The sequence below is a fragment of the Mesorhizobium humile genome (assembly GCF_033977215.1).
Taxonomy (GTDB): Bacteria; Pseudomonadota; Alphaproteobacteria; order Rhizobiales; family Rhizobiaceae; genus Mesorhizobium; species Mesorhizobium humile.
Genome location: NZ_JAVIIV010000006.1, coordinates 117,913 through 141,660, shown reverse-complemented (window position 1 = coordinate 141,660; position 23,748 = coordinate 117,913). Strand labels below are relative to the sequence as shown.

The following is a 23,748-nucleotide window of genomic DNA, read 5'->3' as shown; positions in this document are numbered from 1 at the left end:
TATGGTTGCCCCGTTGTCGACGTACGTTTTCCGCGAAGCGAACGGCTGCTTTGCGCCGCCAAGTGGACGTTAGTCGTCAGAAACAAGCCGCCCAATAACGGTCATCGGACAGACATAAAGAGCCGGCTCCAACTTGGACCGGCTTTCAGCCTGAACTTCGCTGCGAGCCGATTTCCCTCACTGTCCGTCCTTCGAGGTATCGCGGACCATCTGCCTTTCCATCTGTCGAAATGAGGCGATGGTTTGAATTTGGCCCTGAAACACAATCCAGCGATCTTTTGGTCGGAACCTGCCCTAACCAGCCTGATCCAGCCGGTCGCGCAACATGCTCCAAGGCAGCAGTATGTTGGGCGCGTAGCGCAACAGGCTGTGGAACGGGATCGGCGCCGGCGGCGCGAATGGCAGCGGTAGGTCGCGGCCTTCTGTCCCAGCCGCCCAGTCGGCCAGCACCTTGCCCATGGCCGTGGTCATGGCAATGCCGCGCCCATTGCAGGCGCGGGCCGCCATCAGACCTGGGCCGAGGTCGATCAGATGCGGCAGAAAATCCGGTTCGACGGCGGCGATCCCCGACCAGCTATACTCGAGCGGCGGCAAGTCAGGCAGCTCCAGACACCGCGCTAGTCTTCGCCAGATTGTCTGTGGCACTCGCGTGTCGGCGCCCGCGCCCACCACATGCATGCCGCCGCTGATCAGCCGATTTCGGGCATCGAAGCGGAAGGTGATGAGATTGCGTCGGGTGTCGGAGAAACCCTGCCCTCCAGGCAGCAAGCGCTGACGCATCTTCGACGGCAGGGGCCGTGTCGCGATCTGGAAAACCTTCAGCGGAAAATAGGTCCGCTGAAGTGTCGGGTTGAGCGCTCCGCCATAGGCGTTGGTGGCGATCAGCACCTTGCCGGCACGGACTGGACCCGACGGCGTCGTCAGCGTCCAGCCATCGGACGCACGGTCGATCGAGGTGACGCGCGCGCGCTCGAAAATCCGCGCGCCGGCTTTTTCGGCCGCATCGGCCAGGCCGCGCGCGAATTCAACCGGATTGAGCACGCCGCCAGAGCGATCCATCCATCCGCCGGCATAGCCTCGCGCGCCGGTCAACGCTTCGGTCTGCTGACTGTCCAGCATCACCGCCGGCCTGCCGCGCTCCTCCCACTGCCTGGCGCGGGATTGTATTGTTCCGAGAGCAGCCTGTGAGTGCGCCGCCTGTATCCAGCCGTTCTGCACGGCGTCGCAGGCGATGCCATGGCGCTCGATCAGGTTGAACACGAGGTCGGCGCTGCCTGCGGCGAACCCGATCAGCCGCTCGCCGAGCTGCGCGCCGAGATGCGCCACTATGGCGTCCGGATCCATCTTGGCGAAGTTCGGCACGACGAAGCCTGCGTTGCGGCCGGTCGCGCCCCAGGCGATGATTTCGGCTTCGAGGACAGCAACCGAAAGGCCTTTGCCGGCGGCATGCAGCGCGCTCGACAGGCCGGTGAAACCGCCGCCGACAATGGCAAGGTCGACATCGAGCCTGTCTTCCAGCATTGGCCGGGGATGGCGATCGCGGCTGACCGCGTGCCACAGGGAAAGCGCCTCCTGCCGCGCCATTGCGTTCAGGACCCGCTCTCGCCGGCGATGACCTTCGCCTTTTTGCCGAAACGAACCTGCCCTGGCCGTTGACCGAACAGGCCGTTTGGCCGAACCAGCAGGATGACGCACAGCATAACGCCGATGGCGACGATTTGCAGAGATGCGGCTCGTGCCTGTTGCTCCGGCGCGAAGATCACGCTGGTGAGCGCGCCCGAGCCTGCCCATATCGCCCAGACCAGCACGCTGCCTGCAACGGCGCCGGCATTGCTCCCGGAGCCGCCGACAATCAGCATCACCCAGACTTGGAAAGTGAGGATCGACAGGTAATTGTCGGGCGCGATGAAGCCGATGAAATGCGCCTGGAGCGCGCCGGCAAGCGCCATGATCGCGCCGCCGACGGCAAAGGCCTGGACACGATAGAAGCGCGCGCTCTTGCCGAGCGAGATTGCGGCGCGTTCGTCTTCGCGCAGGGCTTTCAGGACGCGGCCCCACGGACTGCGCGTCAGATGTTCGAGCGCCAGATATGCGGCGAGCGTCACGGTTGAGATGATAGCCAGATTCGACAGATTGAAGAGCAACGGCGTTTCGGCGAGGTCGCCGAAGGGTCGCGGGATGAAGCCGATGCCGAAGGGACCACCCGTGAGCTTCTGCGCGTTGAGCGCGACCAGTTGGACGACGACCGCGACACCGAAAGTCGTGATAGCCAGATAATCCGATCTGAGCCGCAGCGTGGCGATGCCGGTTAGCGCCGCGGCAACCCCACCAACGAGCATCGCCCCCAGCCAGCCGATGAGGATCGGCAGGCCGAAGCCGCCCAGCCGCGCGGGGTCGTCGGGCGTGGTGAGTAGCGCCGAGGTGTAGGCTCCGATGGCGACGAAGCCGGCGAGGCCGACATTGAACAGGCCGGTCAGCCCCCATTGCAGGTTGAGGCCCAGCGTGATCAGCGAGAAGATCAATGCCGTCGTCAGGAAGAAGGCGCCGTAGCCCACCAGATCGATCATCTTTCGCGCACCCCGAAGAGCCCGATGGGGCGCACGATCAGCACTGCCATCAGGATGATGAAAGAAACGGCGGCGCGCCACTCAGCGCCGATCAACTGTACCGCGCAGGCTTCGGCGAGGCCGATGATCAGGCCGCCGAGCACGGCGCCCGGAATGCTGCCGATGCCGCCAAGAATGGCGGCGGCGAACATCGGCAGCAGCATGTCGAAGCCCATCAGCGGGCGGATCTGCACCAGGACGCCGATCATCACGCCGGCGGCGCAGGCGAGTGCGGCACCGATGACCCAGGTGACACGCACGACGCTGGCGACGTCGATACCGGCGATGCGGGCTAGCGCCGGGTTCTGGCTCATCGCCTGCATGGAGCGGCCGGTCTGGGTGCGTGTCGTCAAAAGGTGCACGCCAAGCACAAGCACGGCGGTCAGCAGCAGCAGTGCGATCTGATCGGGGGTGATGCGGATGCCGAAGCCGACCGGCATCGCGATCTGGATGGCACGGCTGAAATAGGTTGGGCGCGAGGTGAAGATGAATTCGAGCAGGCTTCTGAGAGCCATCGAGGCGCCGAAACTTCCCATCACCACGATGATCGCCTGCTCCTGCTTGCGCAGTCGCGAAAACAGCACCTTGTCGAGCAGCAGCGCTAGCAGGGCCGTAAATGCCATGCCGGCGACCAGCGCAACGATGAGCGGCCAGCCGAAGGACAAGGGCGCGATCGGCGCCACCTTGCCGAACATGGCGGCAATGGCGCCGACGACGGCCAAGGTCGCATAGGTGCCCCAGGCCATGAAATCGCCATGGGCGAAGTTGGAGAAGCGCAGGATGGAATAGGTCAGCGTCACGCCGATGGCGCCAAGTCCGATCATCGAACCGGTGAGCAGCCCGTCGACGACGAATTGCAGGCTCATGCCGCGCCTCCCGTCTCGGTGCGTCTTGCGCTGTCCTTCTGAAGCGGCCGTTGGCCGAGATAGAGCTCCGCGACGACTGGATCGTTCCACAGCGTCGAGGCAGCCCCCTCGTGCCGTTCCTTGCCTTCGACCAGCACATAGGCGCGATCACCGATGGCGAGCGCTGCCTTGGCGTTCTGCTCGACCAGCAGGATGGTGACGCCGGACTTGCGAATGGCCGAAAGCATCTCGAACACCGTCGACACGAATTTCGGCGACAGCCCGGCCGAGGGCTCGTCCAGCACCAGCACCTTGGGATGGACAATCAGCGCCCGCGCCACCGCGAGCATCTGCCGCTGTCCGCCCGAGAGGTTGCCGGCAGGGGTCAACCGCTGGCGCAGAAGGTCGGGAAAGGCCGCGTACATTTCGTCGATGCGGGCGGGCGCCTGGCGTCGTTCGAGGATCCCGCAGGCGACCTTCAGATTGTCCTCCACCGACATCCGCGGAAAGACGTTTTCGGTCTGCGGCACGAAGGCAAGGCCGAGGCGGACCATGGTGTGGGCGGGCGCCGTGGTGATGTCCCTGCCGTCGAGCAGCACCTTGCCCCGGCTGATCGGGACAAGGCCGGCGATGGCCTTGATCAGGCTCGACTTGCCGGCGCCGTTCGGGCCGAGGACGACGACGATCTCGCCCTTGTTGACGGTGATCGAGGCGCCGCGCACGATCGGCACGCCAGGCTCGTAGCCGGCCTCGAGATCGCTGACGTCAAGCACGGGTTCGGTCATGCCACACCCCCGAGATAGGCCTCGATGACGCGTGGGTCGCGCGCCACCTCGTCGGCGGTGCCCTCGCACAGGAGTTCGCCGCTCGCCATCACCAGAACGCGGTGGCAAAGCCGCGTCACCATGTCGATGTTGTGCTCGATCAACAGGAAGGTAATGCCACTCTCGTTGATATCGCGGATACGGTCGATGATGACTTCGAGCAGTGTCGCGTTGACGCCGGCAGCCGGCTCGTCGAGCAGGATGATCGCCGGATCGGCCATCATCACACGGGCGAGCTCAAGCAACTTGCGCTGGCCGCCGGAAAGCACCCGAGCCGGCTCGTACGCCAGACGGGTCAGCGAGACGAGCTCCAGCAGCTCGGCGGCTTTCTTCTTAGCGGCTTTCTCCTCGGCGGCGACCCGCCACGGCGTGAGGAAATTGGCAAGCAGCCGTTCGCCGGTCTGCCCTTGCGCGGCAAGCATGACGTTCTCGATCAGCGTCAGGTTGGGAAGCGGCCGTGGGATCTGGAACGTGCGGCCGAGGCCTCGTCCGATGCGGCGGTGCGCGGCCTCGCCGGAAACGGGCAGACCGCCCAGATAGATCTCTCCGCTGGATGGCAGGATGCTGCCGGCAAGCAGGTCGAACATTGTCGTCTTCCCCGCGCCGTTGGGGCCGATCAGGCCCAGAATCTCGCCAGGGCGGACATCGAACGAGACATCGTTCACGGCGACGAGCCCGCCGAAGCGCCTGACGACGTTTTTTGCCGCCAGCACCGGCTCCTGAGTTCCAGGCCCGTGCCGTTTCACTGTCTCACCCATCAGTCCCTCGGGCCGGAAGCGTTTATCGTTCCTGATTTTGATATGTGATCACACTTGCTTTGATCACGCTAATCAGCTTTAATTTTCTCCGCAAGCCGAAAACAGGCAGGTCGGCCAAAAAGGCTGGAGTCGGGAGCGCATGCACAAGGCAGCCGTGGAGCGGAACAATGACGCTTTCGCCGCGCAACTTGCGCCGGTCGGCCGCGAGACTGTGCAGGATCGCGTCTATTCGGAGCTGCGCCGCGCTCTGATTGGCGGCCTGTTCGAACCAAGCCAGGTGCTGACCATTCGCGGACTTGCCGATGCGCTGGTCACCTCGACCATGCCGGTGCGCGAGGCGCTCGGACGGCTGATCACGGAAAAAGCGCTCGAGGCGCTGCCCAACCGCTCGGTGCGCGTGCCGCCTATCACGCTGGAGCGGATCGACGACCTGCTGCGCGTGCGCATCCTGATCGAGGGGGAGGCGATCTCGCTCGCCGCAACGCGGATGGGGCCGCGTGGAATCGCGACCGTCGAGGCCCTGCTGCGCGAATGGGACGAGGTCCGGGCGCTGAAGCACAAGAAGGATGTCGACCGCGAGGTTACGCTCAACCAGAGCTTTCACTTCGAAATCTACCGTGCCTGCGGGTCTGCAGTGCTGATACCGATGATAGAGAGTCTCTGGCTGCAATCCGGCCCATGCATTCGCGTCGCCATCTACGCCTTTTCCGAAGCCGGCGAAGTGGACACCGCGCACTACCATCGCAGCATCGTCGCCGCGCTTGCGGCGCAGAACGCGCAGGCCGCGCGCGAAGCACTGGTGGCCGACATCAGTCGGCCCTTTGCCTTCCTTCGCGACAAGCTGCAATCCAAGGCCCGAACGGAGTGACATGACGAAGCGCGCCATAAAAATCACCGAGCCACGTTCGGGCCTGTCGGCGACGGCGCTGTTGCTGCCGGAAAAGGCGCCGGGCAATGCTGCCTTTCTCTGGAGCTATCTGGAGGAGCCGCGCGTGGTCGCCGGCATCCACGCGATGTGGACCGGTCCTGAAATCTCCTGTCCGGTGCCGCCGTCGCATCTGGAAGGCCAGCTCTATGCCCAGCCGTTGCCGGCCGAGAATGCGACGCTGACGCCCCAGCCCGGCGACATCGTGCTCTCCTATGTGCCGCCGCGCATGTGGGGCGGCAATCCTGACGCGATCTTCGACATCGGCCTGTTCTACGGGCAGGGCGCGCGGCTCTTGTTTCCGATCGGGTGGCTCGCTGGAAGCGTCGTAGCACAGGTGTTGCCGGAGCAACGGGAACAGTTCGCTGCCGCCTGCGGCGTCATTCGCCGCAATGGCGCCTGCGACGTCACCTTCACGCGAGTGGAGACCTGAAAATGGCCGGGCGCGACGACAGTTTCGAGCTCTTCGACCTTCGCGTCGAGGCAGTCATCCCCGAGGGCAAGCCGATCTATTGCGGTGCCAAGGCCGGCGACTATTTCGAACTGAAGGGCGAGATGCTGTCGCTGCCGGCGGGGCAGGGTTTTTCGATCTATTCCATTGCCGCCGTGCTGCCGCTGCTCGCGGCCAAGCAGCGGCCGACACACGCCAACGATTGGATGACGTCGGACGCCGAGATCGCCTGTCCCGATCCGAACTGCGCCAGCCGGCTCAGGATCGTCAGGGTGGCCAAGCGGCGGTTCAGCCATGCCGAAACGACAGCTGTGCCGCTGCCGGGGGAGACGGAGCACAAATGACCGCCAAGACTTTCGAACTCGCCTCGGGCTACACCATCTCGCGCGTCATTCGCGGCGGCTGGCAACTGGCCGGCGGCCATGGCGCGATAGACCGTGAGCAGGCGGTGGCCGATCTTATCGCCACGTTCGACGCCGGCATCTTCACCTATGACTGCGCCGACATCTACACCGGCGTCGAGGAACTGATCGGCGCCACGCGTCTGCGGCTTGCCAACGAACGCGGCCTCGATGCCGCCGCCAGGATGAAGGTGCACACCAAGCTGGTGCCCGACCTTGAGCGGCTGGCCGGCATCAGCCGCGACTATATCAGGGGAATCGTCGACCAGTCGCTGCGCAGGCTGAAGACCGAGCGCATCGACCTCGTGCAGTTCCACTGGTGGGACTATGCGCAACCTCGCTATGTCGAGGCTATGGCCTGGCTCGACGAACTGCGCCGCGAGGGCAAGGTCCGCAATCTCGGCGCCACCAATTTCGACACGCCGCGGCTCGCCGAGATTCTCGCGGCGGGCATTCCGCTGGTCAGTCAGCAGTTGCAATATTCCGTGCTCGATCAGCGGCCGGCGGGCAGCCTTGCAGCTCTTGCCGCCAGGAACGACGTCAGCTTCCTCTGCTACGGTTCCGTCGCCGGCGGCTTCCTCAGCGATCGATGGCTTGGCGCTGCCGAACCGGCGACGCCGCTCGAAAACCGTTCGCTGGTCAAATACAAGCTGATCATCGATGATTTCGGCGGCTGGGACCTTTTCCAGCAATTGCTGCGGGCATTGAAGACTGTCGGTGATCGCCATGGCGTCGACATCGCCACTATCGCCAGCGCCTGGGTGCTGGAACAAGCGCAGGTAGCGGCCGTCATCGTGGGCGCCCGCAACCAGGCGCATGCGCTTGCCAATGCGGCAATCATGGACGTGCAACTGAGCCTTGAAGACAAGGCGGCGATCGGGGCGGTGATCGCGCAAAGCCCCGGTCTCGAAGGCGACGTCTACACGCTGGAGCGCGACCGCTATGGCCGCCACGGCTCGATCATGCACTACAATTTGAACGCAGGCCGGGTATGAGCGCCATGAGCCAGGAGGCCTCGCTGTTTTCCCGCGCCAGCACCGAGATCGTCGACCTGCACCGCTTCTTCGTCGACTGGTTCGTCGCCGCGCGCGCCGACACTGTCGACTTCGCACGTTTCGAAGCCGTCATGGGCGAAGGCTTGACCATGGTCGCGCCGAGCGGTGCGGTCCTCGATCGCGACGCCGTCGTCGACCATGTCAGGCAAAGCCGCGCCACCTGCGACGACGGCTTTGCGATTTCGATCGAGGATATCCAACCCGGCTGGCAGACCGACGACACGATCGTCGTCCTCTATGTCGAGGCGCAGCTTCGCGACGGCAAGCGCAGCCGCCGCCAGTCGAGCGCCGTCTTCACTACCAGTTCATCGGCGCCCAACGGCGTCGAATGGCGACATCTGCATGAGACCTGGCTGCAGGTGCCGGAACACTGAACAGGCTCAAGAGATCAAACCACAGTCGAGTAACTCAAGGGGAACAACAATGAGAAACACGATACTGAAACTCACCAGCGCGCTCGCTCTCATCACGTTGGCGGGTGTGGCTCACGCCGCCGATTGCAAGATCACCGTGGGCCTTGTCATGGAGCTGACCGGCCCGGCCGGCGAGTACGGCCAGGCCGGCGCCAAGTCGGTCGAGATGGCCTTTCGCGACATCAATGCCGCAGGCGGCGTGCGCGGCTGTGATCTCGCGACCGACACGCGCGACAGCCAGAGCCAGGGCAATGTCGCGGTCGACGCCGCGACCCAGCTCGTGCAGGTCAAGAAAGTGCCTGTGATCATCGGCGGCATCATCTCCTCGGTCTCGATCCCGATCCTCACTTCGGTGACCGCGCCGGCCAAGATCGTCCAGGTGTCGCCTGCGTCCTCCTCGCCGACGCTGACCGCGCTCGGCCGCGACGGGAAGACCAACGGTATCTTCTTCCGCACCATCACCTCGGATGCGCTGCAGGGCGTGGCCGCCGCCAAATACGCCATCGACAAGGGCTTCAAGAAGCTGTCGATCATCCACGTCAACAACGATTTCGGCGTCAACATGGTGGCCGAGTTCTCGCGCGCCTATAAGGCGCTCGGCGGCACCATCGTCTCCGACACGCCCTACAACGAGAAGCAGTCGAGCTATGCCTCGGAAGTGACGGCGGCGATGGCCGGCGAACCGGACGGGCTCTATCTCGTCAGCACGCCGGTCGACGGCGCCACCGTTGCGCGCACCTGGATCTCGCAGGGCGGCGTGCAGAAGTTCCTGCTCAATGACGGTATGAACAGCCCCGATTTCATCGATTCCGTTGGGGCCGACTATCTCAAGGACGCCTATGGCACCTCCTCCGGCACCAGCCCTACCGCGTCGACCGACTATTTCAACAAGAACTACAAGGAGTTCTCCGGCATCGAGCCGTCGAACCCGGCCGCCGATCGCTCCTACGACGCCGGCGCCATTGTCGGGCTTGCCATCGCCATCGCCGGTTCGGACGACCCGGCCAAGATCAAGGACGCCATCTACAAGGCGGTCGATCCGACGGGCACGCCGATCTATGCCGGCAAGGAGGAATTCGCCAAGGCACTCGGCCTGATCAAGGATGGCAAGCCGATCCGCTATGAAGGCGTCATTGGCCCGGTTTCCTTCGACAAATATGGCGACATCACCGGGCCATTCCGGCTGTGGAAGATCGTCGACGGCAAGGTGACGACCGACGGCGAGATGACGACGGATGACGTCAACGCGCTGCAGGCGAAATTGAACAAATAACCCCTCCGCGAAAGACCCCGGGTCGCCCGATCCGGGGTCTTCGTGCGGGAGGACGTGAGACGGCCGACCACCTGGACCGGTACTTGGCGTCGACCTAAAGCAGGTCGCGTGAAAAAGAATTCACGCGACCTGCTTTAAGTTTTTGATTTTAAGCATGTCTTTGTCCCGAAACCGGGCCCACTTTCGGGAGACATGCTTTAACCCGTAAATCGCGGCGCCAGTTTCTCAATGCGGGCGATCATCTGCTGGAACTCCTCCAGGATGCGCTCATGCAGCAGCACAGCGATCTCCGGATATTCTTCCAGGATTCGGTGGAACATCTTGCGGCTCAATCGGATCACTTCCGAATCGACCGCGGCGGAGGCGCTGGTCAGCCGGTTGGTGTCGGCGATCAGCGCCAGTTCGCTCAGCATGGTGCCCGGGCCTGCCGTACCGATCGGGACGCGTTCACCGCCCAGCTCCCGATAGAGTGCGATCAAGCCGCTGACTACAATGTAGGCAGAGTCAGCGACGTCGTCCTCGCGGTAGAGCTTATGGTCGGCCTGGAGCACCGTGGTCTCGGCGCCGAAGGCGAGCAGGCGCAGCTGTTCCTGCGTGAAGCCCTGGAAAAGCTTCACGCTGGACAGGATTTGGATGTCGTCATCCAGCGCCATCCTAGCTGTGTCCCCGAGCGGTCAGTCCAGTCCCTCCTTTGGAGCGGCGCGTTCTAAAAGGACGCGCGAGAAACGCTCCAACACTAACAGCCTGCACACCGTGCGAGGCATCCATCGAGCCGATCCATCACCCTCCAGTATCAGGATCGTACCCGAAGCGGTCCCGCCCCGACCGCTCATTCTGTTGGTTCTGACGCAATTCCGGACGGAAAACCGCCTCACACTTTTCCTGGAATTGCTCTAGATCATGAAATGTTTAAGGAACCAGCTTGTAGCCGCCGCTTTCTGTCACAAGAATTTCGGCATTGGAAGGATCACGCTCGATCTTCTGGCGCAACCGGTAGACGTGGGTCTCCAGCGTGTGCGTGGTGACGCCGGAATTGTAGCCCCAGACCTCTTCCAACAGCACGTCGCGCGTCACCACCTTCTGGTCGGCGCGGTAGAGATACTTGATGATCGAGGCTTCCTTCTCGGTCAGCCGCACCTTGGCGCCGCGCGGATCGATCAGCAGCTTCTGACTGGGCTTGAACGTATAGGGGCCGACGGAGAAGGTGGCGTCCTCGCTCTGCTCGTGCTGGCGAAGCTGGGCGCGGATGCGCGCAAGCAGCACGGCGAAGCGGAAAGGCTTGGTCACATAATCGTTGGCGCCGGCCTCGAGACCCAGAATCGTGTCGGAATCGGTGTCATGGCCGGTCAGCATGATGATCGGCGCCTTGTAGCCGCCCTTGCGCAGGATTTTCACCGCCTCGCGGCCATCCATGTCGGGCAGGCCGACATCCATGATGAGCAGGTCGACGACGCCGCCGCGCGCCGTGGCAACGCCTTTTGCGGCGGTCGATTCCTGCTGGACGTCGAATTCTTCGTAGAGCGCCAGTTGCTCAACCAGGGTGGCGCGCAGGTCGTCGTCGTCATCGACGATCAGGATGGTGCGTGATGTCATGGATCAATCCGTTGTTTTAAAAAGAATATTCAGTTGACCTCCCCCCATTTATGCGGAAGCTCACCGGCGCAACAGCCGATCACAGTGATTTGTTCCGTGACACAATCATACAAGAAAAAACGCGCGCGCAATGAGGCGGGCGCATTTTTGCCGAAAGGCCTGAGGGTTTTGGTCGTGCGCGCACGGCCCGGCAACCCCGCGCAGGGCTTCCTGCAAGCCGGCAAAACGGTGTTTCCCTGCGCCCTGGGGCGCAGCGGCGTCACCGCCAACAAGCATGAAGGGGATGGCGCGACGCCGCTGGCGTCGATGCGCATCCTGTCAGGCTATTTTCGGGGCGATCATTTTCCGGGCGGGCGCAGGACAAAGGTGCCGATGGCGCCGGTCGGTCCGGATCTCGGCTGGTGCGAGGTGCCGGACGACCGCAACTACAATCGGCCGGTGAAGATCCCTTATGGCGCGAGCCATGAGCGGATGAAGCGCGACGACCGGCTCTACGATGTCTGCCTGGTGCTCGACTGGAACATCGCGCCGCGCCGGCGCGGGCGCGGCAGCGCGATCTTCTTCCATCTGGCCCGGCCGGGCTTCACCCCGACCCAAGGCTGTGTGGCGGTGACGGCGCGTACCATGGCGAGGTTGCTTCCGTTGCTGTCGAATAGGACGGTGGTGAGGGTGGTTAGATAGGCAGTAGGGAGTAGGGAGTAGGGAGTAGGGAGTAGGGGGATGCGTCCGCCTGCCCTACTGCCTAGTCCCTATTGCCTACTGCCTAATCCCTACTGCCTCTTTCCCGGTTTCTGCCAACCCGTGCCGAGCAGCCCGATCTCGCGAAGCTCCCGGTCCATTGTCTTTGAGACGTCCCGGTGTTCGGCGCCAATGTCGCGCAACTGGCTGTCGGAGAGGTCTTCGACCGACTCATGGGGCAGCCGGGCGGCGACCCGGGCCTGGCGCAGCCAATCGCGCGCCGAACGCAGCCAAAGGGTGAGGCCGGAGGGGGATTCCAGGGGGGTGCAGGACTTCAGGGCGATATCAGACATGGCTCTATCCGTGTTTCTCCGGATGTCAAATCCGGTTTGATGGTGTTTCGATGAAGCCATCATGCCGGATTGAAAAACAAACGGGAAACGAGTAGTTCTTTTCTGATCATCAAGTTTTATTTGGGGATCGCATGGCCAAGCTGCTGCCCGGGACGCGTGCGCTGCGGACGTTCGAAGCGGCCGCCAGGCATCTCAACTTCACCCGCGCCGCCGACGAGCTCGGCCTGACGCCGGCGGCGGTCAGCCACCAGATCAAGGAAATCGAGGATCAGCTCGATCTGGTGCTGTTCACGCGCACCAGCCGCACCATCCGGCTGACCGAAGCGGGCAACGTGTTGCTGGAGGCTTCGGTCGATGCGCTAGACCTGCTCAACCGCGCCGTCAGCCGCGCCCGCAAGATGACGCGCGGCACGGCACTGCTGAAGGTGACGCTCGACGCGCAGTTCGCGACGAAATGGCTGATGCGGCGGGTCGACGACTTCCGCCAGCAGAAGCCGGGCATCGAGCTGCGCTTCGACATCACCTACGATGTCCGGGATTTCGACCTCGACGACGTCGATGTAGGCATCCGCTTCGGCACCGGCAGATATCCGGGGCTCGCCGCGCACCGGCTGTTCGAAAACATCATCATCCCGGTCTGCAGCCCGGCGCTGCTGGCGTCAGGTCCGCCGCTGAAGGAGCCACGCGATCTCTTCAACCATACGCTCGCTCACATCGAATGGTCGCGGCAGGGCGTGACATGGCCGAACTGGCGTATGTGGATGCAGGCGGCCGGCGTCGACGATTTCGACGACAGCCGCACGCTGGTGTTCAGGTCCTCGACCGACGCCACGCAGGCGGCGCTCGACGGCAACGCGGTGGCGCTGGCCGATTTCGCCATGGTCGCCAGCGACCTCTCGCAAGGACGGCTGGTGCAGCCTTTCGAGCTCGGCATCAAGGTGGCGCCCGACTTTGCCTATTTCCTGGTCTATCCCGAGGCCGTGAAGGACGACGCGCGCGTCGTCGCTTTCCGCGAATGGCTTACCGAGGAAGCGGCAAGGACGCCGACGTGAAGGCGCGTCGATATTCAGGTGAGGCCGGCCTGCAAAAGTCGGTTTCCTGCGCTTCCGGTGCTCACGTACTTTAAGTACGCTCCGCTCCGGCCTTCGCCGGCCGAAGCCCTCATAAGGGTCTCCGCTCCATGAAGGCTACGGCCGGCGTAGGCCGGTTCTCAGAAACCGCCATTTTCGGCTCGGCCTGACCTGAATCTCAACCCGCCTCAAGCTGCGGGCGCGGCGGGCGCGCCAAACCAGCCGATGACGGCGCCGATGATCAGCATCACGCCGAGCCAGTGGCCGGCATCGATCAGCGTCAGGGCCCAGCCGAAGCCTTCATAGCGATGGTTGACGGTGAGCGTGGTGGCGATGAAGCCGAGCCAGAGCACGAAGCCGAACAGCAATCCCGCGATCGGGTTCGGCTCGCCGCCGGTTATCGCACCCACCACCAGTGTCAGGACAAGCGCCATGATCAGCTCGGCGACGAAGCTGACGACGAACGGAACGGTCGAGCGTTTCATGGTGGCCGGGTCGAGCTTGGCCGCCTTCAGCCAGGGCTTGCTCAAGCCCATGTACCAGGCGGCACCGAACAACCATGCGACGACAGCGGCGGCGACCACCGCCAGCCAGTTCACGACCGAAAAATCCATGCTTTCCCCTCCAGATCGAAATGCGATGGAACGCTTGTTCGCTCATCCCGTCAAGCAAGGCGCCAGACGGTCGTGCGCTTGACCTCGGCATCCTCCAGCACCCGCGTCACCGGAACGTGGTAGACAGCGAGCGATTCCAGCCCGGCCCTGGGAAGGTAGGCTCGGCCCGGATCGCCGACGAGGATCTCGGCGCCGCGCGCCCGCAGGCTGGCGAACCAGGGCAGCAAGCTGTCGGCGAAAGCCTTGTCGTAGAAGACGTCGCCGGCAAGCACGACGTCCCAGCCGTCGTCGGAGCCGACGCGATCCGCGCCGAGGAATTGCCCTTCGACGGCATTGGCTTCGAGGTTGAGCGCGATCGCCGTCTCGCAGAACGGGTCGATGTCGGCGGCGATCACCTGCTTCGCGCCGGCTTTCATTGAGGCGATGGCGACGAGGCCTGAACCGGAGGCGAAATCGAGCACGCGCCTGCCGCGCACGGTTTCGGGATGGTCGAGTACATACCGGGCGAGACCCTGGCCGCCGGCCCAGGCAAAAGCCCAGAAGGGCGGGGGCAAGCCAATTGCGGCCAGCTCCTCCTCGGTGCGCAGCCACAATTCATGCGCCTCGTCGGCGAGATGCAAAATGACTTCCGGCACATGCGGCGGCGCCATTAGCGCCGTGTTGTCGAGGATGAACTTTTTCGCGCTCTTCGGCGTGAGCTTCGTCACGGTGCCGGGTTGAGCTCGGCCATGCGGCAGACCTCTTTCCACTCGGCCGGCGTCACCGGCTGCACGGAAAGCCGGCCAAGCCGGACCAGCGCCATCTCGGCGAGCTTGGGATTGGCCTTGACCTGTTCAAGCGTCACCGGCTTCGGCACGTCCTTGAAGGCGCGGATGTCGACGCATTCCCAGCGCGGATCGTCGGTGGTGGTGTCGGGGTGCGCTAGCGCGCAGACCTCGGCGATACCGACGATGTCGAGCCCCTCATTGGAGTGATAGAAGAAGCCGAGATCGCCGATCTGCATCGCTTTCATGTTGTTGCGGGCGGCATAGTTGCGCACGCCGTCCCATTGCGTGCCGGCCTTGCCCTTGGCCTTCAGCCCCTCGAAGGAAAAGACCGAAGGTTCGGACTTGAACAGCCAGTAGTTCATATCTCTTGTCCCATCGCTTGCCGCCACGCATGGCGTTCCCATCTATGCTTACCCTCTCGCCCTTGCCGCGGCGAGAGCAGCGAACGATCATGCGCCGGCGGGCTTCTGGAACACCCAGTTCCACGGACGGATCTGGACGCTTTCGAACAGGCCGGCCTTGGCATAAGGATCGGCGGCAGCCAGGGCTTGGGCGCCAGCCATGTCGGGCGCCTCGATCATCACCAGGCTGCCATCCGGCTTGCCGTCGGCGTCGAGGAAGGGACCTGCAAAGGCAAGCCTGCCTTCGCCGATCAGACCTTCCAGGAACGCCGCATGCGCCGGCCGCGTGTCGACGCGCAGCTGCAGGCTGCCGGGCTTGTCCTTGCAAATCAACGCAAACAGCATTTTTTCACTCCGAGGGTTCAGATGTCGGTTTCGGTCTTGAGCGGGCGTGTCATCAGCGCGGTCACGGCCTGGCCGATGGTCACCTTGCCGTCGAGGATGGCGGCGACGGCGGAAATGATCGGCGCTTCGATGCCGCGCTCGGCGGCGATGCGGGCGGCAATGCCCGCCGTCGGCACGCCTTCGGCCAGAGGCAGGCCGGCAAGCGGCTTGCCCTGGCCGAGCGCCAGGCCGTAGGCGAAGTTGCGGGACTGCGCTGACGAACAGGTGAGCAAGAGGTCGCCGAGACCGGAAAGGCCCATCAGCGTCTCCGGCCTGGCGCCGAAGGCGGCGCCGATGCGGCGCAGTTCGACGAAGCCGCGCGTCACCATGGCAGCCTGGGCGCTGGCGCCAAGCCCGGCGCCGGTGACGGCACCGGCGGCGATGGCAAAGACGTTCTTCAGCGCGCCACCGATTTCGACGCCGATCAGGTCGTCGCTGGAATAGCAGCGCAGGTTTTCCGCCGAAAAGCGGGCGGCGAGCTCTGCCGCCAGATCGCCATCGCGGGCAGCGACCACCACGGCCGTCGGCAGGCCGCGCGCGACGTCGCTGGCGAAGCTCGGACCGGACAGCGCCGCGACCGGATTGTTGGGCAGGTTTTCGGCGACGATCGCCGAGAGCAGCGCGCCGGTATCGCGCTCGATGCCCTTGGCGCAAAGCACCAGCGGCACGCCCTTCGGCACGTGGCCGGCGGCGGCAGCCAGCACCGCGCGCAGCGACTGCGCCGGCGTGACCGCAAGCACGCAGTCGGCGCCGTCGAGCGCCGTGGCGATATCGCTGGTGGCCGCGATGCCGGGCGCGATCCTGATGCCGGGCAGATAGCGCGGGTTCTCGCCGCGGGCGACGGCGGCGACGGTTTCGGTGTCGCGCGCATAGAGCCGGACATCATGGCCGGCGCGCAGCATGGCAAGCGCCAGCGCCGTGCCCCAGGCGCCGCCGCCCAGCACCGCCACGCGCCAGCAGCTTGCGGATCTCTTCGCGGTCATGCCTTGGCACCGCGCCGGCCAGAGCCGACCAGTGGTGCCGAAACGCTGTCCAGCGGCCAGCGCGAACGCGGCACGAAATCGGCGGTGTTCTCGTCGGCGATGCCGGCGCGCAGCCGCTCGATGCCGGCCCAGGCGATCATCGCCGCGTTGTCGGTGCAGAGTTTTTGCGGCGGCGCGATGAAGGCGAAGCCGGCTTCAGAACAAAGCGTTTCAAGCGTCGCCTTGATCGTGCGGTTGGCGGCAACGCCGCCGGCGACGACCAGCGCCGGCTTTGCCTGGCCGGGGAATTCCTGGCGGAAGCGGGCAAGGGCGCGGCCGACACGGTCGCCCAGCGCGTCGGCCACCGCCGCCTGGAAAGAGGCGCAGATGTCGGCGACGTCCTGGTCGCTCAGCGGCGCGATGGCGGTTGCCGCCTGGCGCACCGCCGTCTTCAGGCCCGAGAAGGAGAAATCCGGTTGCGCCGAGCCCTTCATCGGACGCGGAAAGGCGAAACGACGGGGATCGCCGCTGGTGGCCGCCTTCTCGACATTCGGTCCGCCGGGATAGGGCAGGCCGAGCATCTTGGCGGTCTTGTCGAAGGCTTCGCCCAACGCATCGTCGATGGTGGTCGCCCAGCGCTGGTAGTCGCCAACGCCGCGCACCGCGACGATCTGGGTGTGGCCGCCGGAGACGAGCAGCAGCAGATAGGGGAAGTCGAGACCGTCGGTCAGCCGCGCCGTCAGCGCGTGGCCTTCGAGGTGATTGATGGCGATCAGCGGCTTGCCGGCGGCGGCGGCGATCGCCTTGGCGGTCATCAAGCCGACGATCAGCCCGCCGACCAGACCCGGTCCCGCCGTCGCGGCGATCGCGTCGACCTCGTCGAGCGAGACGGACGAGTCGGCAAGTGCTGCCTCGACGATGCCGTCCAGCGCCTCGACATGGGCGCGCGCGGCAATCTCGGGCACGACGCCGCCGAAGGCCGCGTGCTCCTCAATCTGGCTGAGCACGATATTGGACAGGATTTCGGGCGCAGCGGTGCCGTCCAGCGCCACCACGCTGGCCGCCGTCTCGTCGCAACTCGTCTCAATGCCCAGAACGCGGATCAATTGGTCGCTGTCCATAAAGATTGTGTCACCGGAGGTCTGTCGATATTCAGGTGATGCCGGCCTGCAAGTGGCGGCTTTCTGCGCTTCCGGCGCTCACGTACTTAAGTACGCTCCGCTCCGGTTCTCGGAAGCCACCACTTTCGGCTCGGCCTGACCTGAATCTCGACAGACCTCGGTCAACGACGGGGGTTATCACGGACCGCGCGCCATGCAAACTTTGAAAATCGGAACACGCGGCAGCCCGCTGGCGCTCGCCCAGGCGCATGAGACGCGGGCGCGGCTGATGCAGGCGCATGGGCTGCCCGAGCAGGCATTCGAAGTGATGCCGATCTCGACCAGCGGCGACCGCATCCAGGACCGGCCGCTGTCGGAGGCCGGCGGCAAGGGCCTGTTCACCAAGGAAATCGAGGAAGCGCTGCTCGACGGCCGCATCGACATCGCCGTGCATTCGTCGAAGGATATGCCGACCGTGCTGCCCGGCGGGTTGGAGCTTACCACCTTCCTGCCGCGCGAGGACGCCCGCGACGCCTTCATCGGCAAGACCGTGAAGCGAATCGCCGACCTGCCGCATGGCGCGACCGTCGGATCGTCGTCGCTTCGCCGCCAGGCGCTGCTTCGCCGCATGCGGCCGGATTTCGAGGTGGTGATGTTCCGCGGCAATGTGCAGACCAGGCTGCGCAAGCTGGACGAGGGCGTCGCCGAGGGCACCATCCTCGCCTATGCCGGGCTGAAGCGGCTCGGGCTCGAACATGTCGTCACCGACCTGATGTCATTGGAGGATTTTCCGCCGGCGCCGGGGCAAGGCGCGATCGGCATCGAAACGCGCATCGGCGACCGCGATGTCGAGAGAATGCTGGCGGCGATCCATCACGTGCCGACGGGCCAGGCATTGGCGTGCGAGCGCGCCTTCCTCGCCGCGCTCGACGGCTCGTGCCGCACGCCGATCGCCGGCCATGCGACGGTATCGGGCGAGAAACTGTCCTTCACCGGGCTGATCATCTCACCCGACGGCACGGAATCGCACGAGGTCCGGCTGGAAGGCGAGGCCGCGGACGCTGCCGAGATCGGCCTCGATGCCGCGCGGACGGTTCGCGCCAGGGCTGGTGCTAAATTCTTCGACGGCTGGGCCTGACATGGTCCGCGTCCTGGTGACGAGGCCGGAGCCCGGCGCGTCGCGCACGGCACGACGCCTCGAAACCCTGGGATTTCAGCCCGTCCTGCTGCCGCTGACGGAGACGAGCGCATTGCCTGCCGAGGTGACCATCGGCGGCGATCCCGTCGCGGTCGCCGTCACCAGCGCCAATGCGGTGCGGCATGCGCCGACGGCGCTAATCGCGGCGCTTGCAAACCTGCCCTGCCACGCGGTTGGAAAAAGGACGGCCGAAGCCTGCCGCGCAGCGGGATTTGTGTCCGTCACGGATGGTCCGGGCGATGCCGAGGCGCTGGCCGACACCATCGCCGGCGGCCTTGCCGGCAAGGCAATCGTGTATTTGTGCGGCCGCATCCGCTTCCCGGGATTCGAGCAACGGCTGGCGGCGGCCGGCGCGCATGTCCAGGCGATCGAGACTTACGACACGGTCGGGATCGACTATGGCGATGCCGACGTGGTCGCCCGCCTCTCGGACCATCCGGTCGAGGCCGCGCTGCTTTATTCGGTCAAGGCCAGCGCCGCGCTGGTCAAGCTGATAACCCGGCCGGCTTTGCAGCATCTTTTTGAAAAAACGGAATTTTTGATGCTCTCCGCGCGCGTCGCCGAGCCGTTAGACAGGGTCGCTGGGCGCAGGATCCAGATCGCGCTGCAACCGGATGAGGATGCGCTTCTCGCGCTTTTGTCGCAACCGCGCTAGGCCGCGTCATCACACCGCCCCTTTTCACCGCTTGGTGATGTGCTAGAGCATCCCCTGGACCCTTTGAACCATCCTCAAGCCAGTTCGCGGAGCCCAAGCATGGTCAAGACGCCGAAGATGCGACATTCGAAGACCCGGCGCGAGCCGGTGACCATCGAACTCGAGCCCGGCGCCGTCTCGCGAATCACCGACGAGGATGCCGCCAAGGCCGAGGCCAATGCCGCGCAGACCGACGAGGCGAAGGCTGAAGAGGCCGCCGTCGCTTCGCAGCCGGAGGCGCCAGAAGAGCCGATCCATGCCGAGCAGGCCGATATCGAGCCGTGGGAGCATAGCGACGCCACGCAGGCAGCGGCCGACAAGCCCGAGGCCGGCAAGGACGAGCCGGAGGCGCCGTATCCCGGCGGCTCCGATGCCCCGAAGAGCCAGGCCAAGGGCTTCGAGTACAATTTCGAGGACGCGTCCGCTGCCGGCGTTGCCGCTTCGGCAACGAAATCAAGCGAGACACGGGGTGAGGATCGCGTGCTGCAGCAATCGCGCAAGACCGGCGTCAACGCCATCGCCGCGGGCGTCATTGGCGGCGTGATCGCGCTTGCCGGCGCCGGCCTGCTGCAGTCGGTCGGCCTGCTCGGCGCGCCGGGGTCGGGCGGCGGATCGCTCGACGGCGTCAATGGCGAGCTCGCTTCGCTGAAGAGCGAAATCGCGGCGCTGAAGGAAAGCGGCGACACCGGGGCGTCCGCCAAGGTCGACGGTCTTTCCTCGGCGCTCGAGCAGGTCAAGGCCGATATCGCGGCGCTGAAATCCACCGCAGGACAGAGCGGCGACGGCACGGCCCTCAAGGCGCTCGGCGACAAGGTCGGCCAGATCGAGACGACCCTCGCCGACCTGCAGAAGAACGGTAACGCGGCGCCCGTCGATCTCGGTCCGCTCAACGAGAAGATCGCCGGGCTCGACGCATTGGTGAAATCGACCGGTGACGCGGCCAAGGCCGAGGACGGCCGGGTCACGGCGCTGGAGCAATCCGTGTCGCAGCTTTCCGGCAAGGTCGAGGCGCAGGCCGCGCAGCCCAAGATCGCACTGGCGATTGCCGCCTCGGCGCTGAAATCGGCTCTCGACCGCGGCGCGCCATTCGCGACCGAACTCGACACCTTCGCTGCGATCGCGCCGGATGCGCCTGAGCTCGCGGCGCTGCGCTCCTATGCCGAGAAGGGCGTGCCGACCCGCGCCACCATCGCTTCGGAAGCCGATGCCGCCGCCAATGCCATGATCGAGGCGGCAAAGCCCGTCGACCAGAATGCCGGGTTCTTCCAGAGCCTGGTGTCGAGCGCGGAATCGCTGGTCAAAGTGCGGCCGGTCGGCGCCGTCGAAGGCAAGGGCGCGCCGGAAACCGTGGCCCGCATGGAAGTGGCGATCAACCAGGGCGACTACGCCAAGGCGCTCAGCGAGTATGACACGCTGCCCGACGCGGCAAAGGCGGCCGGCGCCGATTTTGCCGGCAAACTGAAGGCGCGGCTGGAGGTCGAGAAGCAGCTCGAAGCGCTGATTGCCGGCGCGACGAAGGCGTGAGGACGAAAAGATGATCCGCCTCCTCGTCTTCCTCGCCGTCGTCTTCGCGCTGGGACTGGGCTTTGCCTGGCTGGCCGACCGTCCGGGCGACATGCTCGTCACCTTCAACGGCTACCAGTACCAGGTCACGCTGATGGTGGCGGCGGTGGCGATCGTCGCCGTGGTCGCGGCAGTGATGATCGTCTGGTGGCTGATCAAGTCGCTGTGGAACAGCCCCTATACGATCTCGCGCTATTTCCGCGTGCGCCGCCGCGATCGCGGTTACCAGGCGCTGTCGACGGGCATGATCGCCGCCGGCGCCGGTGACGGCGCGCTGGCGCGCAAGAAGACCAAGGAAGCGGTGAAGCTGATCAGCTCCGATCAGGAGCCGCTGATCAACCTGCTCGACGCCCAGGCCTCGCTGCTCGAAGGCGATCACAAGGGCGCGCGCGAGAAATTCGAGCGCATGCTCGACGATCCGGAGATGCGGCTGCTCGGTCTGCGCGGGCTTTATCTCGAGGCCGAGCGCCTCGGCGACCGCAATGCCGCGCGCCACTATGCCGGCCGCGCGGCGGCGGTCGCGCCGCAGCTCGCCTGGGCAGCGGAATCGACGCTCGAAGAGCTGACCGAACGCGGCGACTGGGACGGCGCGCTGAAGCTGGTCGAGGCGCAGAAATCGACGCGGCAGATCGAGCGCGACGCGGCCAACCGCCGCCGCGCCGTGCTGCTCACCGCCAAGGCGCAGGCGCTGGTCGACAGCGACCCGAACGCGGCCCGCACCGCGGCGCTCGAAGCCAACAAGCTGGCGCCCGATTTCGCGCCGGCGGCGGTCATCGCCGCCGATCTGGTTATCCGGCAAAACGACGTGCGCAAGGGCTCCAAGATTCTGGAAGCCGCGTGGAAGGCCGAGCCGCATCCCGACATCGCCGAGCTCTACACCCATGCCAGGCCGGGCGACGCCGTGCTCGATCGCCTCAACCGGGCAAGGAAGCTACAGGAACTGAAGAAGAACCACGCCGAATCGTCCATGGCCGTGGCGCGCGCGGCGCTCGACGCGCAGGATTTCGCCACCGCGCGGCGCGAAGCGGAGGCCGCGATCCGCATGGATCGCCGCGAGGGCGCCTATCTTCTGCTCGCCGATATCGAGGAAGCCGAGACCGGCGACCAGGGCAAGGTGCGGCAGCTGCTGTCCAAAGCCGTGCGCGCGCCGCGCGATCCGGCCTGGGTGGCGGACGGCGTCATCTCCGAGCGCTGGGCGCCGGTGTCGCCGGTCACCGGCAAGCTCGACGCCTTCACCTGGCGCGCGCCGATGGAGCGGCTTGGCCAGTTGATCGACAGCGACACGGATGTTGCCGTGCCGGCAATCACCGCCGCGCCGCCGGCCGAACCCGCTGAAAAGGCGATCGACATCGTTGCCGACGCGCCCGTCGAAGAGCCGGTATCGGCGAATGGCGGCGAGAAGGATAAGGCGGTGGCCGAAACCGTCGGTGAGGCGGAAACCATAGGCCAGGGTTCGGAGTTGCCGCCTCTGCCGGACGATCCAGGCGTCGCGCCGGAAGAAGAAGCGGATAAATCGCCGCGCCGCTTTCGTTTGTTCTAAAGCTGTGTTCTGGGGCCGGGTTTTGGTGGGCAGGGAAAAGGTGTCGATGTTCGAGCGTGTGTTGTCCTTCCTGAGGGATCTGCCGGCCGGCGGCGAGACCAGGCCGAGCGCCGACGATCCGCGCGTCGCGGCCTCGGCGCTGCTCTACCATGTGATGAACGCCGACGGCGTGCGCCAGGACGTGGAATGGGAGCGGTTCAAGCAGATCCTGGCCGAGACCTATTCGGTGAGCGGCGAGGAGCTCGACGCACTGGCCGCGGCCGGCGAGCGCGCCGACAATGAGGCGATCGACCTCTACGCCTTCACCAGCGTGCTCAAGCGCGAGCTCGACGCGGAGGCGCGCAAGGCCTTTATCGGCCTGATGTGGGAAATCGTCTATGCCGATGGCGAGCTTGACGAACTGGAGGACAACACGGTCTGGCGGGTCGCCGAACTGATCGGCGTCGAGCGTCACGACCGCATCGAGGCGCGCCGCAAGGCGGCGGCCGAGGTGCCCGGCGCACGGGGCAAGTCGAGCGACGAATAACAGGACCCTTCGCCTTCCATGCCACCCAGACCGAGGCCGAGACCCAAAATCCTGATCGTGCTGCATCAGGAGAATTCGAGCCCCGGCCGCGTCGGCCATATGCTGCTGGAAGAAGGTTTCGATCTCGACATCCGCCGGCCGCCGCTCGGCGACGAATTGCCCTGCACGCTGGATGATCACGCCGGCGCGGTTATCTTCGGCGGACCGATGAGCGCCAATGACGAGGACGAGTTCGTCCGCCGCGAGACCGATTGGCTGCAAATCCCGCTGAAGGAGAATCGGCCGTTCCTCGGCATCTGCCTCGGCGCGCAGATGCTGGCCAACCATCTCGGCGGCAGGGTCGAGGGCCATGGCGAGGGCCTGGTCGAGATCGGCTGGTATCCGCTGAAGGCGACTGACGCCGGCAAGAAACTGCTGCACTGGCCGGAGATGGTCTACCAGTTCCACCGCGAGGGCTTTTCGCTGCCCAAGGAAGCGACGTTGCTGGCCACGGCGGAGACCTATCCCAACCAGGCGTTCCGTTACGGTGAGAATGCCTGGGGTATCCAGTTCCATGGCGAGCTGACCCGGGTGATGATGCAGCGCTGGGTGGTGCGCGGCGCGCATCGCTTCGAATTGCCCGGCGCGCAGCCCGGCCGCGACCACTTGGGCGGCCGGCTGATCTGGGACATTCACCTGAAGCGCTGGCTGAGCGAATTTCTGGGACTGATCTTCGGCAAGCCGGCCGTGGGGTAGGGTAAACCCTAATTACCTG

At 65.3% G+C, this 23,748-nt stretch carries 28 protein-coding genes; 14 read left to right on the top strand and 14 right to left on the bottom strand.

Going from position 1 to position 23,748, the window contains the following annotated elements; all coding sequences use genetic code 11:
- Positions 1-294: 294 nt before the first annotated feature.
- The 5 genes from RFM52_RS12020 to RFM52_RS12000 are packed head-to-tail and all read right to left on the bottom strand — an operon-like array spanning position 295 to position 5,033.
- Positions 295-1,593, bottom strand: a complete 1,299-nt coding sequence (locus tag RFM52_RS12020; RefSeq protein ID WP_430699220.1) for an NAD(P)/FAD-dependent oxidoreductase — start codon at positions 1,591-1,593, stop codon at positions 295-297.
- Entirely contained in the window at positions 1,590-2,567 is a 978-nt protein-coding gene (locus tag RFM52_RS12015; RefSeq protein WP_320293739.1) for a branched-chain amino acid ABC transporter permease, read from the bottom strand. The genes RFM52_RS12020 and RFM52_RS12015 overlap by 4 nt, the downstream gene beginning before the upstream one ends.
- Entirely contained in the window at positions 2,564-3,472 is a 909-nt protein-coding gene (locus tag RFM52_RS12010) for a branched-chain amino acid ABC transporter permease (RefSeq protein WP_320293740.1), read from the bottom strand. Before RFM52_RS12010 ends, RFM52_RS12015 begins: the two co-directional genes overlap by 4 nt.
- On the bottom strand, positions 3,469-4,236 hold the full coding sequence (locus RFM52_RS12005) for a branched-chain amino acid ABC transporter ATP-binding protein (protein ID WP_320293741.1): 768 nt from the start codon (positions 4,234-4,236) through the stop codon (positions 3,469-3,471). Before RFM52_RS12005 ends, RFM52_RS12010 begins: the two co-directional genes overlap by 4 nt.
- Entirely contained in the window at positions 4,233-5,033 is an 801-nt protein-coding gene (locus RFM52_RS12000; protein WP_320293742.1) for an ABC transporter ATP-binding protein, read from the bottom strand. The genes RFM52_RS12005 and RFM52_RS12000 overlap by 4 nt, the downstream gene beginning before the upstream one ends.
- 139 nt (positions 5,034-5,172) lie before the next feature.
- Here RFM52_RS12000 and RFM52_RS11995 point away from each other — a divergent pair, with 139 nt between their 5' ends.
- Genes RFM52_RS11995 through RFM52_RS11970 form a run of 6 tightly spaced genes read left to right on the top strand, consistent with a single transcriptional unit; the run spans position 5,173 to position 9,551 of the window.
- A complete protein-coding gene (locus tag RFM52_RS11995; RefSeq protein WP_320293743.1) occupies positions 5,173-5,901 on the top strand; it encodes a GntR family transcriptional regulator in 729 nt (242 codons plus the stop codon).
- 1 nt (position 5,902) lies between these two features.
- Entirely contained in the window at positions 5,903-6,391 is a 489-nt protein-coding gene (locus RFM52_RS11990) for a DUF3830 family protein (RefSeq protein ID WP_320293744.1), read from the top strand.
- Between the two features lie 2 nt (positions 6,392-6,393).
- The gene (locus RFM52_RS11985; RefSeq protein ID WP_320293745.1) at positions 6,394-6,753 is read left to right on the top strand and encodes a TIGR04076 family protein; all 360 of its coding nucleotides are present in this window, start codon (positions 6,394-6,396) and stop codon (positions 6,751-6,753) included.
- Positions 6,750-7,805: an aldo/keto reductase gene (locus RFM52_RS11980; protein ID WP_320293746.1), complete on the top strand. Its 1,056-nt coding sequence runs from the start codon at positions 6,750-6,752 to the stop codon at positions 7,803-7,805. The genes RFM52_RS11985 and RFM52_RS11980 overlap by 4 nt, the downstream gene beginning before the upstream one ends.
- A gap of 5 nt (positions 7,806-7,810) precedes the next feature.
- A complete protein-coding gene (locus RFM52_RS11975) occupies positions 7,811-8,239 on the top strand; it encodes a DUF4440 domain-containing protein (RefSeq protein WP_320293780.1) in 429 nt (142 codons plus the stop codon).
- A 49-nt stretch (positions 8,240-8,288) separates the two neighbouring features.
- A complete protein-coding gene (locus RFM52_RS11970; protein ID WP_320293747.1) occupies positions 8,289-9,551 on the top strand; it encodes an ABC transporter substrate-binding protein in 1,263 nt (420 codons plus the stop codon).
- 197 nt (positions 9,552-9,748) lie between these two features.
- On the opposite strand, the gene RFM52_RS11965 is transcribed toward RFM52_RS11970, so the two are convergent.
- A complete protein-coding gene (locus RFM52_RS11965; protein ID WP_320297468.1) occupies positions 9,749-10,204 on the bottom strand; it encodes a cyclic nucleotide-binding domain-containing protein in 456 nt (151 codons plus the stop codon).
- Between the two features lie 256 nt (positions 10,205-10,460).
- The gene (locus RFM52_RS11960; RefSeq protein WP_320297469.1) at positions 10,461-11,144 is read right to left on the bottom strand and encodes a response regulator transcription factor; all 684 of its coding nucleotides are present in this window, start codon (positions 11,142-11,144) and stop codon (positions 10,461-10,463) included.
- 84 nt (positions 11,145-11,228) lie between these two features.
- Here RFM52_RS11960 and RFM52_RS11955 point away from each other — a divergent pair, with 84 nt between their 5' ends.
- On the top strand, positions 11,229-11,825 hold the full coding sequence (locus tag RFM52_RS11955) for a L,D-transpeptidase family protein (RefSeq protein WP_320297637.1): 597 nt from the start codon (positions 11,229-11,231) through the stop codon (positions 11,823-11,825).
- 89 nt (positions 11,826-11,914) lie between these two features.
- Here the strand turns inward: RFM52_RS11955 and RFM52_RS11950 are convergent, their stop codons facing one another.
- The gene (locus tag RFM52_RS11950; protein WP_320297470.1) at positions 11,915-12,175 is read right to left on the bottom strand and encodes a hypothetical protein; all 261 of its coding nucleotides are present in this window, start codon (positions 12,173-12,175) and stop codon (positions 11,915-11,917) included.
- A 131-nt stretch (positions 12,176-12,306) separates the two neighbouring features.
- Here RFM52_RS11950 and gcvA point away from each other — a divergent pair, with 131 nt between their 5' ends.
- On the top strand, positions 12,307-13,227 hold the full coding sequence (gcvA, locus tag RFM52_RS11945; protein ID WP_320297471.1) for a transcriptional regulator GcvA: 921 nt from the start codon (positions 12,307-12,309) through the stop codon (positions 13,225-13,227).
- Positions 13,228-13,433: 206 nt separating this feature from the next.
- On the opposite strand, the gene RFM52_RS11940 is transcribed toward gcvA, so the two are convergent.
- From RFM52_RS11940 to tsaD, 6 genes are all read right to left on the bottom strand, one after another.
- A complete protein-coding gene (locus RFM52_RS11940) occupies positions 13,434-13,859 on the bottom strand; it encodes a DUF1761 domain-containing protein (RefSeq protein ID WP_320297472.1) in 426 nt (141 codons plus the stop codon).
- 50 nt (positions 13,860-13,909) lie between these two features.
- On the bottom strand, positions 13,910-14,566 hold the full coding sequence (locus RFM52_RS11935) for a class I SAM-dependent methyltransferase (RefSeq protein ID WP_320297473.1): 657 nt from the start codon (positions 14,564-14,566) through the stop codon (positions 13,910-13,912).
- Complete coding sequence (locus RFM52_RS11930; protein ID WP_320297474.1) at positions 14,563-14,988, bottom strand: EVE domain-containing protein; 426 nt, start codon at positions 14,986-14,988, stop codon at positions 14,563-14,565. The genes RFM52_RS11935 and RFM52_RS11930 overlap by 4 nt, the downstream gene beginning before the upstream one ends.
- 87 nt (positions 14,989-15,075) lie before the next feature.
- Complete coding sequence (locus RFM52_RS11925) at positions 15,076-15,372, bottom strand: YciI-like protein (protein ID WP_320297475.1); 297 nt, start codon at positions 15,370-15,372, stop codon at positions 15,076-15,078.
- A 17-nt stretch (positions 15,373-15,389) separates the two neighbouring features.
- A complete protein-coding gene (locus RFM52_RS11920) occupies positions 15,390-16,394 on the bottom strand; it encodes an NAD(P)H-dependent glycerol-3-phosphate dehydrogenase (protein ID WP_320297476.1) in 1,005 nt (334 codons plus the stop codon).
- A complete protein-coding gene (gene tsaD, locus RFM52_RS11915) occupies positions 16,391-17,476 on the bottom strand; it encodes a tRNA (adenosine(37)-N6)-threonylcarbamoyltransferase complex transferase subunit TsaD (protein ID WP_320297638.1) in 1,086 nt (361 codons plus the stop codon). Before tsaD ends, RFM52_RS11920 begins: the two co-directional genes overlap by 4 nt.
- Before the next feature lie 211 nt (positions 17,477-17,687).
- Between tsaD and hemC the strand changes: the two genes are divergently transcribed.
- The 6 genes from hemC (at position 17,688) to RFM52_RS11885 (ending at position 23,729) form a co-directional block, all read left to right on the top strand.
- Positions 17,688-18,611, top strand: coding sequence for a hydroxymethylbilane synthase (gene hemC, locus RFM52_RS11910; RefSeq protein WP_320297477.1), 924 nt, complete (start codon positions 17,688-17,690; stop codon positions 18,609-18,611).
- A gap of 1 nt (position 18,612) precedes the next feature.
- Positions 18,613-19,326, top strand: coding sequence for a uroporphyrinogen-III synthase (locus RFM52_RS11905; protein WP_320297478.1), 714 nt, complete (start codon positions 18,613-18,615; stop codon positions 19,324-19,326).
- A 99-nt stretch (positions 19,327-19,425) separates the two neighbouring features.
- Positions 19,426-20,889, top strand: coding sequence for a COG4223 family protein (locus RFM52_RS11900; protein WP_320297479.1), 1,464 nt, complete (start codon positions 19,426-19,428; stop codon positions 20,887-20,889).
- Between the two features lie 10 nt (positions 20,890-20,899).
- Positions 20,900-22,468: a heme biosynthesis protein HemY gene (locus RFM52_RS11895; protein ID WP_320297480.1), complete on the top strand. Its 1,569-nt coding sequence runs from the start codon at positions 20,900-20,902 to the stop codon at positions 22,466-22,468.
- Positions 22,469-22,514: 46 nt separating this feature from the next.
- Positions 22,515-22,994, top strand: coding sequence for a tellurite resistance TerB family protein (locus RFM52_RS11890; protein ID WP_320297481.1), 480 nt, complete (start codon positions 22,515-22,517; stop codon positions 22,992-22,994).
- Positions 22,995-23,012: 18 nt separating this feature from the next.
- Positions 23,013-23,729: a glutamine amidotransferase gene (locus RFM52_RS11885; RefSeq protein WP_320297482.1), complete on the top strand. Its 717-nt coding sequence runs from the start codon at positions 23,013-23,015 to the stop codon at positions 23,727-23,729.
- The last annotated feature ends 19 nt before the right edge of the window (positions 23,730-23,748 follow it).

Excerpts from the sequence above, each read along its gene's own strand:
- RFM52_RS11925 (WP_320297475.1), bottom strand. The coding sequence starts at position 15,372 with ATGCTGTTTGCGTTGATTTGCAAGGACAAGCCCGGCAGCCTGCAGCTG.
- RFM52_RS11900 (WP_320297479.1), top strand. The coding sequence starts at position 19,426 with ATGGTCAAGACGCCGAAGATGCGACATTCGAAGACCCGGCGCGAGCCG.
- RFM52_RS11970 (WP_320293747.1), top strand. The coding sequence starts at position 8,289 with ATGAGAAACACGATACTGAAACTCACCAGCGCGCTCGCTCTCATCACG.
- RFM52_RS11905 (WP_320297478.1), top strand. The coding sequence starts at position 18,613 with ATGGTCCGCGTCCTGGTGACGAGGCCGGAGCCCGGCGCGTCGCGCACG.
- RFM52_RS11980 (WP_320293746.1), top strand. The coding sequence starts at position 6,750 with ATGACCGCCAAGACTTTCGAACTCGCCTCGGGCTACACCATCTCGCGC.
- RFM52_RS11920 (WP_320297476.1), bottom strand. The coding sequence starts at position 16,394 with ATGACCGCGAAGAGATCCGCAAGCTGCTGGCGCGTGGCGGTGCTGGGC.
- RFM52_RS11930 (WP_320297474.1), bottom strand. The coding sequence starts at position 14,988 with ATGAACTACTGGCTGTTCAAGTCCGAACCTTCGGTCTTTTCCTTCGAG.
- RFM52_RS11960 (WP_320297469.1), bottom strand. The coding sequence starts at position 11,144 with ATGACATCACGCACCATCCTGATCGTCGATGACGACGACGACCTGCGC.
- hemC (WP_320297477.1), top strand. The coding sequence starts at position 17,688 with ATGCAAACTTTGAAAATCGGAACACGCGGCAGCCCGCTGGCGCTCGCC.
- RFM52_RS11985 (WP_320293745.1), top strand. The coding sequence starts at position 6,394 with ATGGCCGGGCGCGACGACAGTTTCGAGCTCTTCGACCTTCGCGTCGAG.
- RFM52_RS11895 (WP_320297480.1), top strand. The coding sequence starts at position 20,900 with ATGATCCGCCTCCTCGTCTTCCTCGCCGTCGTCTTCGCGCTGGGACTG.
- RFM52_RS11995 (WP_320293743.1), top strand. The coding sequence starts at position 5,173 with ATGCACAAGGCAGCCGTGGAGCGGAACAATGACGCTTTCGCCGCGCAA.
- RFM52_RS12000 (WP_320293742.1), bottom strand. The coding sequence starts at position 5,033 with ATGGGTGAGACAGTGAAACGGCACGGGCCTGGAACTCAGGAGCCGGTG.
- RFM52_RS11975 (WP_320293780.1), top strand. The coding sequence starts at position 7,811 with ATGAGCCAGGAGGCCTCGCTGTTTTCCCGCGCCAGCACCGAGATCGTC.
- RFM52_RS11965 (WP_320297468.1), bottom strand. The coding sequence starts at position 10,204 with ATGGCGCTGGATGACGACATCCAAATCCTGTCCAGCGTGAAGCTTTTC.
- RFM52_RS12005 (WP_320293741.1), bottom strand. The coding sequence starts at position 4,236 with ATGACCGAACCCGTGCTTGACGTCAGCGATCTCGAGGCCGGCTACGAG.
- RFM52_RS11950 (WP_320297470.1), bottom strand. The coding sequence starts at position 12,175 with ATGTCTGATATCGCCCTGAAGTCCTGCACCCCCCTGGAATCCCCCTCC.
- RFM52_RS11890 (WP_320297481.1), top strand. The coding sequence starts at position 22,515 with ATGTTCGAGCGTGTGTTGTCCTTCCTGAGGGATCTGCCGGCCGGCGGC.
- RFM52_RS11940 (WP_320297472.1), bottom strand. The coding sequence starts at position 13,859 with ATGGATTTTTCGGTCGTGAACTGGCTGGCGGTGGTCGCCGCCGCTGTC.
- gcvA (WP_320297471.1), top strand. The coding sequence starts at position 12,307 with ATGGCCAAGCTGCTGCCCGGGACGCGTGCGCTGCGGACGTTCGAAGCG.
- RFM52_RS11885 (WP_320297482.1), top strand. The coding sequence starts at position 23,013 with ATGCCACCCAGACCGAGGCCGAGACCCAAAATCCTGATCGTGCTGCAT.
- RFM52_RS11990 (WP_320293744.1), top strand. The coding sequence starts at position 5,903 with ATGACGAAGCGCGCCATAAAAATCACCGAGCCACGTTCGGGCCTGTCG.
- RFM52_RS12010 (WP_320293740.1), bottom strand. The coding sequence starts at position 3,472 with ATGAGCCTGCAATTCGTCGTCGACGGGCTGCTCACCGGTTCGATGATC.
- RFM52_RS12015 (WP_320293739.1), bottom strand. The coding sequence starts at position 2,567 with ATGATCGATCTGGTGGGCTACGGCGCCTTCTTCCTGACGACGGCATTG.